Source organism: Actinoplanes sp. G11-F43, from assembly GCF_050589265.1.
Classification (GTDB): Bacteria; Actinomycetota; Actinomycetes; order Mycobacteriales; family Micromonosporaceae; genus Actinoplanes.
On record NZ_JBNZCE010000032.1, the window covers coordinates 1 to 13,151 of the forward strand.

Consider the following 13,151-nt stretch of genomic DNA (forward strand, 5'->3'; position numbering starts at 1 on the left):
AACCACCACACGAACTGAGGTCCTAGACGAGCAGGTCGCCGTCGATCGTGGTGACCGCGTGGCCGGACAGGTGGGTGCGGTCGCCGTGCAGCGCGACCCGGACGTGGCCGCCGCGCCGGGAGGCCTGATAACCCACCATCTCGGTACGCTCCAGCCGCTCCGCCCAGAACGGCGTCAGCGCGGTGTGGGCGCTTCCGGTCACCGGGTCCTCGTCCACGCCCACCGCCGGGGCGAAGAACCGGGACACGAAGTCGTAGCCGGCTCCCGGATCCGCCGCGGGCGCGGTGACGATCACCCCGCGCCGGGTCAGCCGGGCCACCGCGCGCAGGTCGGGGCGCAGCCCGCGGACGGTCGCCTCGTCGGCCACCTGGAACAGCAGGTCGTCGGTGAACGGGCCGGTGTGCAGCACGGTCAGCGGGCGCACCCCGAGGGCGGCCACCAGCTCCGGATCGGGCTGGACCGGGCTCAGTGGCGCGGTCGGGAAGTCCAGCGTGATCAGACCGGCGCCGTCGACCGAGGCGGTCAGCACCCCGCTGAGCGTCTGATAGCCGGCCCGTCCGCCGATCAGCCCGGCCCGGCTCAGCACGTGGGTGGCCGCGAGCGTGGCGTGCCCGCACAGGGCCACCTCCGCACCCGGGGTGAACCAGCGCAGCGCCCAGTCGGCCGCTGAACCGGCCGGAAGGCGGTGCAGGAACGCCGTCTCGGCGTGGTTGACCTCGACCGCGAGCCGCTGCATCCACTCGTCGGCGGGGAACGCGTCCCCGTCCAGGACCACCACCCCGGCGGGCGCGCCGGCGAACGGGCGGTCGGTGAAGGCGTCGACGATTCTGATCCGCATGTCACCGACGCTACGAACTCCGGCGCGGCGACACGACAGCCAATCCGGAACGGGCGGCGTCAGACCTCGGAGCCGGAGCCGGCAAGCGTCAGCCCTCGGCCCCAGGAACGGGCGGCGGCCCCTGGAACGGGCGGCGTCAGCCCTCGGCGGGGCGCGGGCCGAACACCGGGCGGCCGCGCAGACTGCCCGGATCGCGGGGCGGGCCGGCCTCCAGCCAGGACAGGAAACCGGTCACCGTGGTCTCGGCCATCGCGATCTCCAGATCGGTGGCGCCGGTGCGGCAGCGCAGCACCACCCAGTGGCCGGGCATGGTGAGCCGCTCCGGGCCGGCCGGGAGCCGGCGCTCCTCCACGATGAGCGCCCGCCGGTCGAGGACCCGCTTGGGCCGGATCGCCAGGCTGAACATCCGGTGGAAGCGCAGCTCGTCGCCGATGAACTGGCCGATGCCGGGCGACCAGCCGCGGCCGGGGACGATCGTGTTGATCCGCACCTGGAGGCGAATGGTTCCGCCGCCGACCTTGAGCAGGCGGCGGCGGAAGAAGAGCACGAAGAGAAACGCGAGCAGCGTGACGAGGCAGATTCCGGCGATCTCCAGAACCCGCATCGCCGGTGTCAGCGAGACTCGGAGGTAGCGGGCGTCGCGCTCTCGGCGAGGACGGTCACGCCGTTCGCGTCGATCGAGAGGAAACCGCCGGCGACGTCGTAGGTCAGCTGGTCGCCCCCGGCGAGTTTGACCCGGACCTGGGACGGCTCCTTGAGCAGACCGAGCAGCGGCGCGTGGCCGGGGAGGACACCGATCTCACCCTCGGTGGTGCGCGCGACGAGCATCTCGGCCTCTCCGGACCAGATCTTCTCCTCGACGGCGACGACCTCGACGTGCAGCTGGTTGGCCACGCTGTCTCCCTTTGACGCTGCGAACCGAACGGGTGAAGTCTAATCGGCGGCGAACGCCGACGTGGTACGGGGTGCCCGCCTCAGCTCGCGGTGGACACGTAATTCGGGTGGTCCAGCAGGAACTCCGCGATCCGGTCCTCCCGCACCGCCTGGAAGAACTCCCCGGTCGAGGGATCCAGCTGCTCACCCAGGTATCGACCGTTCTCGTACAGCCCGCCGCCCGGCAGCCGTACCATCGTCATGTCCTCGGTGTTGATCCCCTTGAGGGCCAGCCCCCAGTCCAGCACGCTGTCGCCGCCACCGTCGAAGGTCAGCGAGTCACCGGCCGCGTCGAGGACGGCGAGCAGCCGGGTGGGGTCGGTGACCACGTCCCGGCTCATCGCCTGCTGCGCCATCGCTTTGATGAACTGCTGCTGGTGCCGCTGCCGGTCGTAGTCGCCGTTGGGCAGCCCGTAGCGCTGCCGCACGTAGTCCAGGGCCTCCCAGGCGCGCAGGTGGTGGGTGCCCACCTTGTAGACCTTCTGCGGGCCGGTGTACGGGTGGTCGCAGCCCCCGTTCAGGCACTCGGGGCGCTTGGGCCGGGGTTTGCCGTTCGGCTGGAGGTGCTCGGAGCGCACGTTCTGGTCGATGGTCATGGTGACGCCGCCCATCGCCTCGACGATCTTCTTGAAGCCGCCGAAGTTGATGATCGCGCCGGCGTCGAAGGTGTGGATGCCGGTGACCCCGCTGACCGTGCGGGCCAGCAGCTGGAAGCCCTGTGCGACGTCGTGCCGTCCGTCACCGATCTCGCTGCCGTACGACATCGCGGAGTTGACCTTGGCGGTGGTGCCGGCGAAGCCGGTCTGGGCGAACGGCGGGATCCGCACGTAGAGATCGCGCGGGATGGAGAAGAGGTAGGCCTGGTCCATGCCGGCGGGCACGTGCGCCACGATGATCGAGTCGGAACGCGGGGCCTGGGTGTCGTCGCGCGGGTCGATGCCGGCCAGCAGGATGTTCAGCGGGCCGCGGATGTCGCTGTCGCCACGGGAGGCGCCGGCCGCCGGGTCGCCGATCAGGCTGCCGCTGCCCGCCTCGATGGACCCGGTGTATCTGGCGACGAGGGCCTGCCCGGTGACCAGGATGCCACCGCTGCCGACCATGAGCGCGCAGCCCAGGACGGCGCAGAGCCGGGCCCAGACGGGCGCGCGTCGCTTCTGAGACCTGGTCACTCGAATCCCCACTGCCGGACGAATGCCGTGTCCAGGTTACCCGAGTTCGCGAAGAATAGCCCTTACATCATCACACACAGTGACGGCTGACGATACGCAAGAGCCGCGCCGGTGTGACACCGGCGCGGCTCTCGTGCACTAGGGCTGAGGTCAGCCCTTCATCAGCTCGTGCGCGTTCTTCTCGAGGTCCTCGAGGCCACCGCACATGAAGAAGGCCTGCTCCGGGTAGTTGTCGTACTCACCCTCGGCGATCTTCTTGAACGCCTCGATGGTCTCCTTCAGCGGGACAGTCGAGCCGGGGACGCCGGTGAACTGCTCCGCCGCGTAGGTGTTCTGCGACAGGAACCGCTCGATGCGGCGAGCCCGCTGCACCGTGACCTTGTCCTCCTCGGAGAGCTCGTCCATGCCGAGGATGGCGATGATGTCCTGCAGGTCCTTGTACTTCTGGAGGATCCGCTGGACCTCACGGGCCACCGCGTAGTGCTCGGCGCCGACGAACTCCGGCGCCAGGATCCGCGAGCTGGAGGCCAGCGGGTCCACGGCCGGGTAGATGCCCTTGTCGGAGATCGACCGCTCGAGGTTCGTGGTCGCGTCCAGGTGGGCGAACGTGGTGGCCGGCGCCGGGTCGGTGTAGTCGTCGGCGGGCACGTAGATCGCCTGGAGCGAGGTGATCGCCTTGCCCCGGACCGAGGTGATCCGCTCCTGCAGCTCACCCATCTCGTCGGCCAGCGTGGGCTGGTAACCCACGGCCGACGGCATCCGGCCGAGCAGGGTGGAGACCTCGGAACCGGCCTGGGTGAACCGGAAGATGTTGTCGATGAAGAGCAGCACCTCCTGGTTCTGGACGTCCCGGAAGTACTCCGCCATGGTCAGAGCGGTCAGCGCGACCCGGAGACGGGTGCCCGGCGGCTCGTCCATCTGGCCGAAGACCAGGGCGGTCTTGTCCAGAACGCCACCCTCGTCCATCTCCAGGATGAGGTCGTTGCCCTCACGGGTGCGCTCGCCGACACCGGCGAACACCGAGGTGCCGCCGAAGTTACGGGCCACCCGGATGATCATCTCCTGGATGAGCACCGTCTTGCCCACGCCGGCGCCGCCGAACAGGCCGATCTTGCCACCACGCACGTACGGCGCGAGCAGGTCGAGCACCTTGATGCCGGTCTCCAGCATCTCGGTCTTCGGCTCGAGGTCCGCGAACGCCGGGGGCTTGCGGTGGATGGCCCAGCGCTCGGTGACGTTCAGCGTCGACGGGTCGACGTTGAGCACCTCGCCGAGGGCGTTGAACACGTGGCCCTTGGTCACGTCACCGACCGGCACCGAGATCGGCGCGCCGGTGTCGGTGACCTCGGAGCCCCGGATCAGGCCGTCGGTCGGCTGCATCGAGATGGCGCGGAGCAGGTTGCCACCCAGGTGCTGGGCGACCTCCATGGTCAGCGTCTTGGTGCCCTCGGAGAGGGTGACATCAACGTGCAGCGCGTTGAAGATCGCGGGCATGGCGTCACGGGGAAACTCGACGTCGACGACCGGGCCGATGACCCGGACGACACGGCCGACAGCGGTCTCCGCCTTAATGGGCTCAGCAACAGCAGTCATCACACATCACTTCCCGCCGCGGCCAGCGCGTTGGCGCCGCCGACGATCTCACTGATTTCCTGGGTGATCGCAGCCTGCCGCGCGGAGTTCATCTCGCGCGTGTACCGCTTGAGCAGGTCGTCCGCATTGTCCGACGCGCTCTTCATCGCCCGCCGGCGCGAGGCCGACTCACTGGCCGCCGAGTCCAGCAACGCCGCGTAGATCCGCGTGTTGAGGTACTTCGGCAGCAGCGCGTCGAGGAGTTCCTCGGCCTCCGGCTCGAACTCGTACGACGCACGCGGCCCGGAGTTCTCCTCCGGCTGCTCCTCGATCTGAACCGGAGCGAGGGGCTTCGCGTTGGCGCTCTGCGTCATCAGGGACTTGAACTCGGTGCTCACGATGTGGATCTCGTCCACACCCGCGATGCCCTCGGGCCCGAAGGTCCCCTCGGTCGCCGACCCGGCCTGGAAGCCCTCGATCAGCCCGTCACCGATGCGCTTGGCGTCGGCGAACGACGGGCGCTCGGAGAAGCCGATCCAGCTCGCGGCCACCGGCCGGTTACGGAACGTGTAGTAGCCGAGGCCCTTGCGGCCAACGACGTACAACGCCACCTCTTTGCCGTCCGCCTTGAGCTGAGTCATCAGCTGCTCGGCGGTACGGATCGCGTTGGCGTTGTAGGCGCCGGCCAGGCCCCGGTCACTGGTGATCAGTAGGACCCCCGCCCGCTGGACACGCTCACGCGCGACCAGCAGCGGGTTGTCGACCGAGGCGTTCGACGCGAGAGCGCCGAGCACCTTGGTGATCGCCAGCGAGTACGGCCGGGAGGCGTTGACCCGTTCCTGGGCCTTCGCGATCCGGCTGGTGGCGACCAGTTCCTGCGCCTTGGTGATCTTCTTGGTCGACTTGACGGTACGAATGCGCCGCCGTAGCGCCGATACCTGACCGGCGGCCATACCTAGCTACCGCCCTGGAACGACTTCTTGAACTCGACGACGCCCGACTTCAGGCTCTCGATGTTGTCGTCGCTGAGCAGGTTCGTCGACTCGATCGCGGTGTACACGTCGTTCTTGTGGTGCTTGAACCACTGCAGGAACTCCTGCTCGAAACGACGCACGTCGGAGACCGCGATGTCGTCGAGCTGGCCGGTGGTGCCGGCCCAGATCACGATCACCTGGTCGACCGTCGAGTACGGCGAGTACTGCGGCTGCTTGAGCAGCTCGACCAGGCGGACGCCCTTCTCCAGCTGGGCACGCGACGCCTTGTCCAGGTCGGAGGCGAAGGCCGAGAAGGCCTCCAGCTCACGGAACTGGGCCAGGTCGAGCCGGAGCCGGCCGGAGACCGTACGCATCGCCTTGACCTGCGCCGAACCACCCACGCGGGACACCGAGGTGCCGACGTTGACGGCGGGACGCACACCCGAGGCGAACAGGTCGGTCTCGAGGAAGATCTGACCATCGGTGATCGAGATCACGTTGGTCGGGATGAAGGCCGAGATGTCGTTGGCCTTGGTCTCGATGATCGGCAGACCGGTCATCGAGCCGCCACCCAGCTCGTTGGAGAGCTTGGCGCAGCGCTCCAGCAGGCGGGAGTGCAAGTAGAAGACGTCGCCCGGGTACGCCTCACGGCCCGGCGGGCGGCGCAGCAGCAGCGACACCGCGCGGTACGCCTCGGCCTGCTTCGTCAGGTCGTCGAAGACGATCAGGACGTGCTTGCCGTTGTACATCCAGTGCTGTCCGATGGACGAGCCGGTGTACGGGGCGATGTACTTGAAGCCGGCCGGGTCGGACGCCGGCGCCGACACGATGGTCGTGTACTGCAGGGCGCCCTGCGCCTCCAGGGTGCCCCGGATGCTCGCGACGGTGGAGGCCTTCTGGCCGATCGCCACGTAGATGCAGCGGACCTGCTTCTCCGGGTCGCCGGTCTCCCAGTTCGCCTTCTGGTTGATGATCGTGTCGATCGCGACCGTGGTCTTACCGGTCTTGCGGTCGCCGATGATCAGCTGGCGCTGGCCACGGCCGATCGGCGTCATGGCGTCGATCGCCTTGATGCCGGTCTGCAGCGGCTGCTTCACCGGCTGCCGCGCCATCACGTTCGGCGCCTGCAGCTCGAGCTCGCGGAAGCCTTCGTTCGGGATCTCGCCGAGACCGTCGATCGGCTTGCCCAGGGCGTCGACCACGCGGCCCAGGAAGGCGTCGCCCACCGGGACCGAGAGGACGCGGCCGGTGCGCTTGACCGGCTGGCCCTCCTCGATGTTCGCGTAGTCGCCCAGGATCACGGCGCCGATCTCACGGACGTCGAGGTTCGACGCGACACCCAGGGTGCCGTCGGCGAACTCGAGCAGCTCGTTCGCCATCACCGAGGGGAGACCCTCGACGTGTGCGATGCCGTCGCCCGCGTCGGAGACGATGCCGACCTCTTCACGGGTGAGGTCGGTCGTAGCGGACGAGACGTAGCGCTCTAGCGCCCCCCGGATCTCGTCCGAGGAGATGGTCAGCTCGGCCATCCTCTGCCTTCTCTGTCTAGCTCGGGACGTCACCGCCGCCGAGGGGGCTTCTCGATCAGGAATCGAGGGGAAAAAGCTATTTGGCGAACGCCTGCTTGGCCGCGTTCAGCTTGCGCAGAACCGTGCCGTCGTAGAGATCCGAACCGACCCGGACGCTCGCGCCGCCGAGAACGGTGGGCTGAACGTCCACCTTCACCGACACCTCGCGGCCGTAGATGGCGGACAGCTTCGTGACCAGGGACTGCTCCTCGGCGTCGGTGAGCGGCTTGGCCACCGTCACATACGCCACCTCGCGGTCCCGCTTCGCGGCGGTCGCCTCGACCAGCCGGGTCAGCGAAGCCTCGAAGCCACGGCCACCGAACCCGGTCAGCGCCACCTCGACGAGCCGGACGGTGACCACATGGGCCTTGCCCTCCAGCAAGTCATCCACCAGCTTAACCCGGTTCTTGAGCGAGGCGTTGGCGTCGCCCAGCGCGGAGGCCAGGTGGGAGTCACCGGCGACGATCTGGCCGAACCGGAACAGTTCGTCCTCGACCTCGGCCAGCTTGCCGTCCCGCTCGGCCGACATGAGGAGCGCGTCGACACCGAGGTGCTCGGCGGCGTCCAGCAGCAGCGACGGACGGGCGAACCGGCCGGCCACCAGGGTGCTCACCGTGTCGACGGTGGCCTTGGACAGCTTGCCGGTCAGCAGCGACTTGATCAGCTCGCCACGGTCGGAACCGGGACGGGACGGATCGGCCAGTGCCCGGCGCAGGCGCAGATCGGACCGCAGCAGGCCGGCCACCGACAGGATCTCGTCGGCTACCGTCACCAGCTGCGGTGCCGTGATCGACGCGGTCTCGGCGGCCAGCCGGTCCGACGCCTCGCCGTAGGCCTCACGGCTTACGCTCGGCGACGTCATCAGCGCTGTCCCGCCGTGTCGAGGTCGGCGATGAACCGCTCGACGGTGCCACGGGTGCGGGCCTCGTCAGCGAGAGCCTCGCCGACGATCTTGCTGGCCAGGTCCACCGCGAGCGTGCCGACCTCGGACCGGAGCTCCCGGACGATGGCTTCACGCTGGGCGGCCAGCTGCTCGGTGCCGGCCGCGATGATGCGGTCCGACTCCTCGCGAGCCTTGGCCAGGACGTCCTGCCGGATGCCCTCGGCGTCGGCCCGGGCCTCGTCGCGGATGCGAGCGGCCTCGGTACGCGCCTCGGCGAGCTGCGTCTTGTACTGCTCGAGCAGCTCGTTCGCCTCGGCCTGAGCGGCCTCGGCCCGCTTGATGCCACCCTCGATCGCATCGACGCGCGCCTGGTACATCTGCTCCATGCGCGGGAAGACGAACTTGGTGAGGATGAACAGGATCACGCCGAACGCGAGGACGCCGACGATGATCTCAGCAAGCGGCGGCAGCAGCAGGCTCGCGCCGCCACTTCCTTCCGCAGATACCAACATGACTACTTCCCTTCACCGCCGACCGGTTCGGTCGGGTCCGTCACGAAAGGGCGAACGCGAGGACCAGACCGAGCAGCGCGAGGGCCTCGATCACGGCGAAGCCCATGAACATGTAGACCCGGGTCAGCCCAGCGGACTCCGGCTGACGGGCAGTCGCCTGAATGTAGGCGGCGAACACCAGGCCGACACCGATGCCGGGGCCCAGCGCGGCGATGCCGTAGCCGATGACGTTCAGGGAGCCTTCCATTGCGTTCCTCCTGCAATGAACGCGTGACTGTCACGCGCACGTGTAGGTGAGACAGGTATTCAGTTGTGTCGAGCGGGTGGTGCGCCCGGCTGGTCGCCGGATTGACTCAGTGCTCCGAGGAGACGGAGCTCTGCAGGTAGGTCGCGGTCAGCAGCGTGAACACGTACGCCTGCAGGATCAGGATGAAGAGCTCGAACAGGGTCATCACGATCGCCATGCCCCAGCTGCCGAACGCCACGACCTTGAGGCCGATGTTGGCGCTCTCCCACAGGGCGACACCACCGAGGGTGAAGACCAGCAGGATCATGTGGCCGGCGAACATGTTGGCGAAGAGACGAATCGCCAGCGTGGCCGGGCGGAGCAGGATGACCTGGAAGAGCTCGATCGGCACCAGGATCGGCTGCACCCAGAGCGGGGCGCCGGAAACCCAGATGCTGTCCTTGATATAGGTGCCCACACCCTTCTTCTTCACGCCGACCGCGATGTAGAGCACGTAGGTGAACAGTGCTAGAACAATCGGGAAAGCGATGTGCGAGTTCGGGGAGATCTGGGCGAAGGGGAAGATCCCCCAGAAGTTGTTGAGCAGGATGAAGACGAACATCGTCGTCAGGTACGGCGCGAAGCGCGCACCCTGCGGCCCGATGATGTCCTTGGCGATGCCGTCCCGGACGAGTCCGTAGACGCTCTCCGCCATCCACTGACCCTTGGTCGGGACCAGCTGCGGCTTACGGTATGCGGACACGAACAGCACGATCAGGATGGCGACGCTCAGCCAGACCAGCAGGGTGACCTTGGTGAACGCGGTCTCCCACATGGTGCCTGCGAGGCCCGGGATCAAGCTGCCGAACTCGAAGCTCTCCACCCCGGGCGGAAACTCCGCGGCGAGCACGTGCGGCGATTGGTTCAACTTGCATCCTCCGTCGCTCGGGCCGATTCAGGCTCCCAGCCTCTTCACGATCAGGTACACCCCGGCGGTGCCACCGCCGATCAACCCGACAAGCAGCCCGACATGGGGAAGATCCAGCCAGCGATCGACAAGCCATCCGACGCCGCCCCAGACGATCATCCCGCCTAGCAGGTAACCGAGGGCGGCCCAGCCCGCATCAGCCCCCTCTGGGGGCTTCGGGGGTTCAGGTTTCGGGTCACCGGCCATGACGGGAGCAAGATATCAGCTGCTGGCAGGCAGCCATGACTGACCCCCCACACAACTGGACGTCGTGCGGTGCCGACCGGCCGCTCCATGTCGTCAGCCGGGGCCGGGTAGGCCCAAAATACTCCTAGTCGGCAAACTCGCGGGACGACGCGCGGAAACCGGACGACCCGGGCGCCTAACCGTCCACCGGACGGGGTGGCACCGCCGGGATCGGGTCCCGCGCCGTCCACCAGGTCTGGGCCGCGACCCAGGCGACGATGGCCACCGCCATCCCGATCGCCATCATCCGGCCACCGGGCCAGTCCTGCCGGAGCACACCGAGCAGAGCCAGGCCGAGCAGAGAGATCTTGAACACATAACACGCCAGCCCGACCGTGAGGACGAGTTTCGGACTGATCCAGTCGGCCCACGCGACGGTGATCGCGGACATCGCGTACCCGCCGGCGGCGATGAGCACCCCCACCGCGGCCCCGATCGCGCCGAACCCGCCGTCCACCACCCACCCGGCGATCGACGCCAGGACGAGCACCACACCGGAGACCGCGAGCGGCGTCGGGAGATGACGCAGCCGGGCGGCCAGCGGGTGCGGCTCGTGGGTCGCCGTACTCATCTCGCCTCCTCGTCGGGTTCCGCCCGGCCGGACGGGACCCGCACCGAAGATACCTTCGGGGGTGTTCGGTCCCCCGCGGCACGACCTGAGGGAATCACCGGTCCGGGAGCTGTGACCAACCCCGATTCGGCACCGCGCGGAAACCGCCGTATCGTTCTCGGCGGGGGGAGTACCTCGATAGTCCGCTCCGGTCAGTACGGGTCCTCCATAGGACCCTCGGACGGGCGCTCACCGGTTCAGCCGGCGGGTGAGGAAGACCTCGAACGATGACGCATGCGTTCGAGGAGGAACCCGCCATGCGATCTGAAACCCTGTTGGCCGCCCCGATCCAGTCCATCGGCTCACCGATGCTCTGGACGGTGACGCTGGTCCTGCTGGTGGTCCTGCTCGCTCTCGACTTCTTCATCACGCGCCGGCCACACGACGTGCCGATGAAGGAGGCGGTCGGCTGGACCGTCTTCTACCTGGCTCTGCCGGTGGTCTTCGGCCTGATCATCTGGCCGCTCTACGGATCCACCCCGTCGATCGAGTTCTTCACCGGCTGGATCGTGGAGAAGTCGCTCTCGGTCGACAACCTCTTCGTCTTCATGCTGTTGCTGACGGCCTTCGCCGTACCCAAGGAGCTCGCGCAGCGGGTCCTGCTCTTCGGCATCGTCGGCGCACTGGTGCTGCGGGCCATCTTCATCGCCGCCGGCGCCGCCGTGATCAGCTCCGGCACCTGGGCCTTCCTGCTCTTCGGCGGCGTCCTGCTGCTCACCGCGATCAAGGTGATCCGGGAGGCGGCCTCGGACGAGGAGAAGGCCGTCGACATCGACGACATGCGCAGCGTCAAGATCCTGCGCCGGCTGATGCCGGTGACGAACAAGTACCACGGCTCCAAGCTGACCATCCGCCAGGCCGGCAAGCTGACCCTCACCCCGATGGCGCTGGTGGTGGTCGCCGTCTTCATGACCGACATCGTGTTCGCCGTCGACTCGGTGCCCGCGGTGTACGGCGTGACCAGTGACCCGTACATCGTCTTCGCCACCAACGTCTTCGCCCTGCTCGGCCTGCGGGCGCTCTACTTCGTGCTGCGCAACGCCCTGAGCCAGCTGCGGCACCTGGACTACGGCCTCGGCGTGATCCTGGCCTTCATCGGCGTCAAGCTGGTGCTGCACTGGGCGCACGACGTGTGGACCTGGCTGCCGGTCATCCCGACCCCGCTGTCGCTGGCCGTCATCGTGCTCACCCTGGCCACCGTGACCTTCACCAGCCTGGCGGCCAACCGGCGCGACGAGCGCCGGGCCGCCGAGACCGCCGCTACCGGGTCGTGACCAGCTCCGGGAGGTAGGCCGGGAACTCCCCGGCCAGCTCCCGCACCGAGTCCCGGACCCCGGTCAGGGCGTCCGCGCCGGCCGGGGTCCCCGGGTCGGCGCGGACCGCCGTGGCCAGCAGCAGGGCGATCCGGCGCATCTCCGGTTCGGCCATCCCCTGAGTGGTGACGGCGGGTGTGCCGATCCGGATCCCGGAGGCGATGGCGGGCCGGACCGGGTCGTACGGGACGACGTTGCGGTTGACCGAGATCCCGGCCCGCTCGCAGCGCTGCTCGGCGTCGCGCCCGCTGACCCCCAGCGCCCTCAGGTCCAGCACCGCCAGGTGGGTGTCGGTGCCACCGGCGACCGGTCGCATCCCCTCCTCGGCCAGCGCGGCCACCAGCTCCCGGGCGTTCCGGACGACCTGCTCGGCGTAGGCCCGGAAAGCCGGCCGGGACGCCTCCCGGAAGGCCACCGCCTTCGCCGCCACCGCGTGCATCATCGGGCCGCCCTGGGCGAACGGGAACACCGCCTTGTCGATCCGCTGGGCCAGCTCCGAGCGGCACAGGATCAGACCGCCGCGCGGGCCGCGCAGGGCCTTGTGGGTGGTCGAGGTGACCACGTCGGCGTACGGCACCGGGGACGGCACCGCCCGCCCGGCCACCAGCCCGATGAAGTGCGCCGCGTCGACCATCAGATAGGCGCCGACCTCGTCGGCGATCCGGCGGAACCGGGCGAAGTCGATCAGCCGGGGGTACGACATCGCCCCGCAGATGATCAGTTTCGGCTGGTGCGCGAGGGATAGTTCGCGTACCTCGTCGTAGTCGATCTCCTCGGTGTCCGGGTCCACGTGGTAGGCGATCGGGTGGAACCACCGGCCGGAGAAGTTGGCCCGGCTGCCGTGGGTCAGGTGCCCGCCGTGCGGCAGCCCCATCGCCAGCACCGGGTCGCCGGGCTCGGCCAGGGCCGCGTACGCCGCCAGGTTCGCCGAGGCGCCGGAGTGCGGCTGGACGTTGGCGTGGTCGGCGCCGAACAGCTCCCGGGCCCGCTGGACGGCCAGTTCCTCGGCCCGGTCCACCTGCTCGCAGCCGCCGTAGTAGCGCTGGCCCGGATAGCCCTCGGCGTATTTGTTGGCGAGTGTCGAGCCGAGCGCGGCCAGCACCGCCGGTGAGGTGGGGCTCTCGCTGGCGACCAGGTTCAGGGTGACCCGCTGCCTGGCCAACTCGCCGAGCAGCACCGCCGCGATCTCCGGGTCGTCACGCTCCAGCGCGGCGAAATCCGGGCCCCAGAAGGTGCCCTCCACCTGGCCTCCCGCGATCGAGGAATGTGCCGGAAGTGAGCATATGGCTTCGCCCACCCGCCCGGCGGGCACAGTCTCAGGTACGGGACAACTTCGGTCT

Annotated in this window: 15 protein-coding genes; 1 reads left to right on the forward strand and 14 read right to left on the reverse strand. The window is 68.8% G+C overall.

The genetic code is table 11. The features are described 5' to 3' along the window. Positions 1–22: 22 nt before the first annotated feature. From ACQ0O7_RS33640 to ACQ0O7_RS33700, 13 genes are all read right to left on the reverse strand, one after another. On the reverse strand, positions 23–838 hold the full coding sequence (locus tag ACQ0O7_RS33640; protein ID WP_430788233.1) for a PhzF family phenazine biosynthesis protein: 816 nt from the start codon (positions 836–838) through the stop codon (positions 23–25). A gap of 136 nt (positions 839–974) precedes the next feature. Further along, the gene (locus tag ACQ0O7_RS33645; RefSeq protein ID WP_430788235.1) at positions 975–1,442 is read right to left on the reverse strand and encodes a DUF2550 domain-containing protein; all 468 of its coding nucleotides are present in this window, start codon (positions 1,440–1,442) and stop codon (positions 975–977) included. Between the two features lie 8 nt (positions 1,443–1,450). Continuing rightward, positions 1,451–1,732, reverse strand: coding sequence for a F0F1 ATP synthase subunit epsilon (locus ACQ0O7_RS33650; RefSeq protein WP_430788237.1), 282 nt, complete (start codon positions 1,730–1,732; stop codon positions 1,451–1,453). 80 nt (positions 1,733–1,812) lie between these two features. Then, entirely contained in the window at positions 1,813–2,871 is a 1,059-nt protein-coding gene (locus ACQ0O7_RS33655) for an LCP family protein (protein WP_430788392.1), read from the reverse strand. Positions 2,872–3,090: 219 nt separating this feature from the next. After that, positions 3,091–4,533: a F0F1 ATP synthase subunit beta gene (atpD, locus tag ACQ0O7_RS33660; protein ID WP_430788239.1), complete on the reverse strand. Its 1,443-nt coding sequence runs from the start codon at positions 4,531–4,533 to the stop codon at positions 3,091–3,093. Next, positions 4,533–5,465 (reverse strand): F0F1 ATP synthase subunit gamma, encoded by a 933-nt coding sequence (locus ACQ0O7_RS33665; RefSeq protein ID WP_430788241.1) that lies wholly within the window; start codon positions 5,463–5,465, stop codon positions 4,533–4,535. Before ACQ0O7_RS33665 ends, atpD begins: the two co-directional genes overlap by 1 nt. A 2-nt stretch (positions 5,466–5,467) precedes the next feature. Further along, a complete protein-coding gene (atpA, locus tag ACQ0O7_RS33670; protein ID WP_430788243.1) occupies positions 5,468–7,015 on the reverse strand; it encodes a F0F1 ATP synthase subunit alpha in 1,548 nt (515 codons plus the stop codon). A 76-nt stretch (positions 7,016–7,091) separates the two neighbouring features. Continuing rightward, positions 7,092–7,916 carry a F0F1 ATP synthase subunit delta gene (locus ACQ0O7_RS33675; protein ID WP_430788245.1) on the reverse strand — a complete coding sequence of 275 codons (825 nt, stop codon included), beginning with the start codon at positions 7,914–7,916 and terminating at the stop codon, positions 7,092–7,094. After that, positions 7,916–8,449, reverse strand: coding sequence for a F0F1 ATP synthase subunit B (locus ACQ0O7_RS33680; RefSeq protein WP_430788247.1), 534 nt, complete (start codon positions 8,447–8,449; stop codon positions 7,916–7,918). The genes ACQ0O7_RS33675 and ACQ0O7_RS33680 overlap by 1 nt, the downstream gene beginning before the upstream one ends. Positions 8,450–8,489: 40 nt before the next feature. Continuing rightward, positions 8,490–8,696: an ATP synthase F0 subunit C gene (atpE, locus tag ACQ0O7_RS33685; RefSeq protein WP_430788249.1), complete on the reverse strand. Its 207-nt coding sequence runs from the start codon at positions 8,694–8,696 to the stop codon at positions 8,490–8,492. Positions 8,697–8,802: 106 nt separating this feature from the next. Then, positions 8,803–9,603 carry a F0F1 ATP synthase subunit A gene (atpB, locus tag ACQ0O7_RS33690; RefSeq protein ID WP_430788251.1) on the reverse strand — a complete coding sequence of 267 codons (801 nt, stop codon included), beginning with the start codon at positions 9,601–9,603 and terminating at the stop codon, positions 8,803–8,805. 27 nt (positions 9,604–9,630) lie between these two features. Continuing rightward, positions 9,631–9,849, reverse strand: coding sequence for an AtpZ/AtpI family protein (locus tag ACQ0O7_RS33695; protein WP_430788253.1), 219 nt, complete (start codon positions 9,847–9,849; stop codon positions 9,631–9,633). 175 nt (positions 9,850–10,024) lie between these two features. Further along, on the reverse strand, positions 10,025–10,459 hold the full coding sequence (locus ACQ0O7_RS33700; RefSeq protein WP_430788255.1) for a hypothetical protein: 435 nt from the start codon (positions 10,457–10,459) through the stop codon (positions 10,025–10,027). Between the two features lie 296 nt (positions 10,460–10,755). Here ACQ0O7_RS33700 and ACQ0O7_RS33705 point away from each other — a divergent pair, with 296 nt between their 5' ends. Continuing rightward, a complete protein-coding gene (locus ACQ0O7_RS33705) occupies positions 10,756–11,772 on the forward strand; it encodes a TerC/Alx family metal homeostasis membrane protein (protein ID WP_430788257.1) in 1,017 nt (338 codons plus the stop codon). Here ACQ0O7_RS33705 and glyA read toward each other — a convergent pair. After that, positions 11,759–13,054: a serine hydroxymethyltransferase gene (glyA, locus tag ACQ0O7_RS33710; RefSeq protein WP_430788259.1), complete on the reverse strand. Its 1,296-nt coding sequence runs from the start codon at positions 13,052–13,054 to the stop codon at positions 11,759–11,761. The two genes, ACQ0O7_RS33705 and glyA, sit on opposite strands and share 14 nt — an antisense overlap. Between the last annotated feature and the right edge of the window lie 97 nt (positions 13,055–13,151).

What these genes read in the sequence shown, in the direction of transcription:
- ACQ0O7_RS33640 (WP_430788233.1), bottom strand. Translation starts at nt 838, where the DNA reads ATGCGGATCAGAATCGTCGACGCCTTCACCGACCGCCCGTTCGCCGGC.
- ACQ0O7_RS33645 (WP_430788235.1), bottom strand. Translation starts at nt 1,442, where the DNA reads ATGCGGGTTCTGGAGATCGCCGGAATCTGCCTCGTCACGCTGCTCGCG.
- ACQ0O7_RS33655 (WP_430788392.1), bottom strand. Translation starts at nt 2,871, where the DNA reads ATGGTCGGCAGCGGTGGCATCCTGGTCACCGGGCAGGCCCTCGTCGCC.
- atpD (WP_430788239.1), bottom strand. Translation starts at nt 4,533, where the DNA reads ATGACTGCTGTTGCTGAGCCCATTAAGGCGGAGACCGCTGTCGGCCGT.
- ACQ0O7_RS33665 (WP_430788241.1), bottom strand. Translation starts at nt 5,465, where the DNA reads ATGGCCGCCGGTCAGGTATCGGCGCTACGGCGGCGCATTCGTACCGTC.
- atpA (WP_430788243.1), bottom strand. Translation starts at nt 7,015, where the DNA reads ATGGCCGAGCTGACCATCTCCTCGGACGAGATCCGGGGGGCGCTAGAG.
- ACQ0O7_RS33675 (WP_430788245.1), bottom strand. Translation starts at nt 7,916, where the DNA reads ATGACGTCGCCGAGCGTAAGCCGTGAGGCCTACGGCGAGGCGTCGGAC.
- ACQ0O7_RS33680 (WP_430788247.1), bottom strand. Translation starts at nt 8,449, where the DNA reads ATGTTGGTATCTGCGGAAGGAAGTGGCGGCGCGAGCCTGCTGCTGCCG.
- atpE (WP_430788249.1), bottom strand. Translation starts at nt 8,696, where the DNA reads ATGGAAGGCTCCCTGAACGTCATCGGCTACGGCATCGCCGCGCTGGGC.
- ACQ0O7_RS33695 (WP_430788253.1), bottom strand. Translation starts at nt 9,849, where the DNA reads ATGGCCGGTGACCCGAAACCTGAACCCCCGAAGCCCCCAGAGGGGGCT.
- ACQ0O7_RS33700 (WP_430788255.1), bottom strand. Translation starts at nt 10,459, where the DNA reads ATGAGTACGGCGACCCACGAGCCGCACCCGCTGGCCGCCCGGCTGCGT.
- ACQ0O7_RS33705 (WP_430788257.1), top strand. Translation starts at nt 10,756, where the DNA reads ATGCGATCTGAAACCCTGTTGGCCGCCCCGATCCAGTCCATCGGCTCA.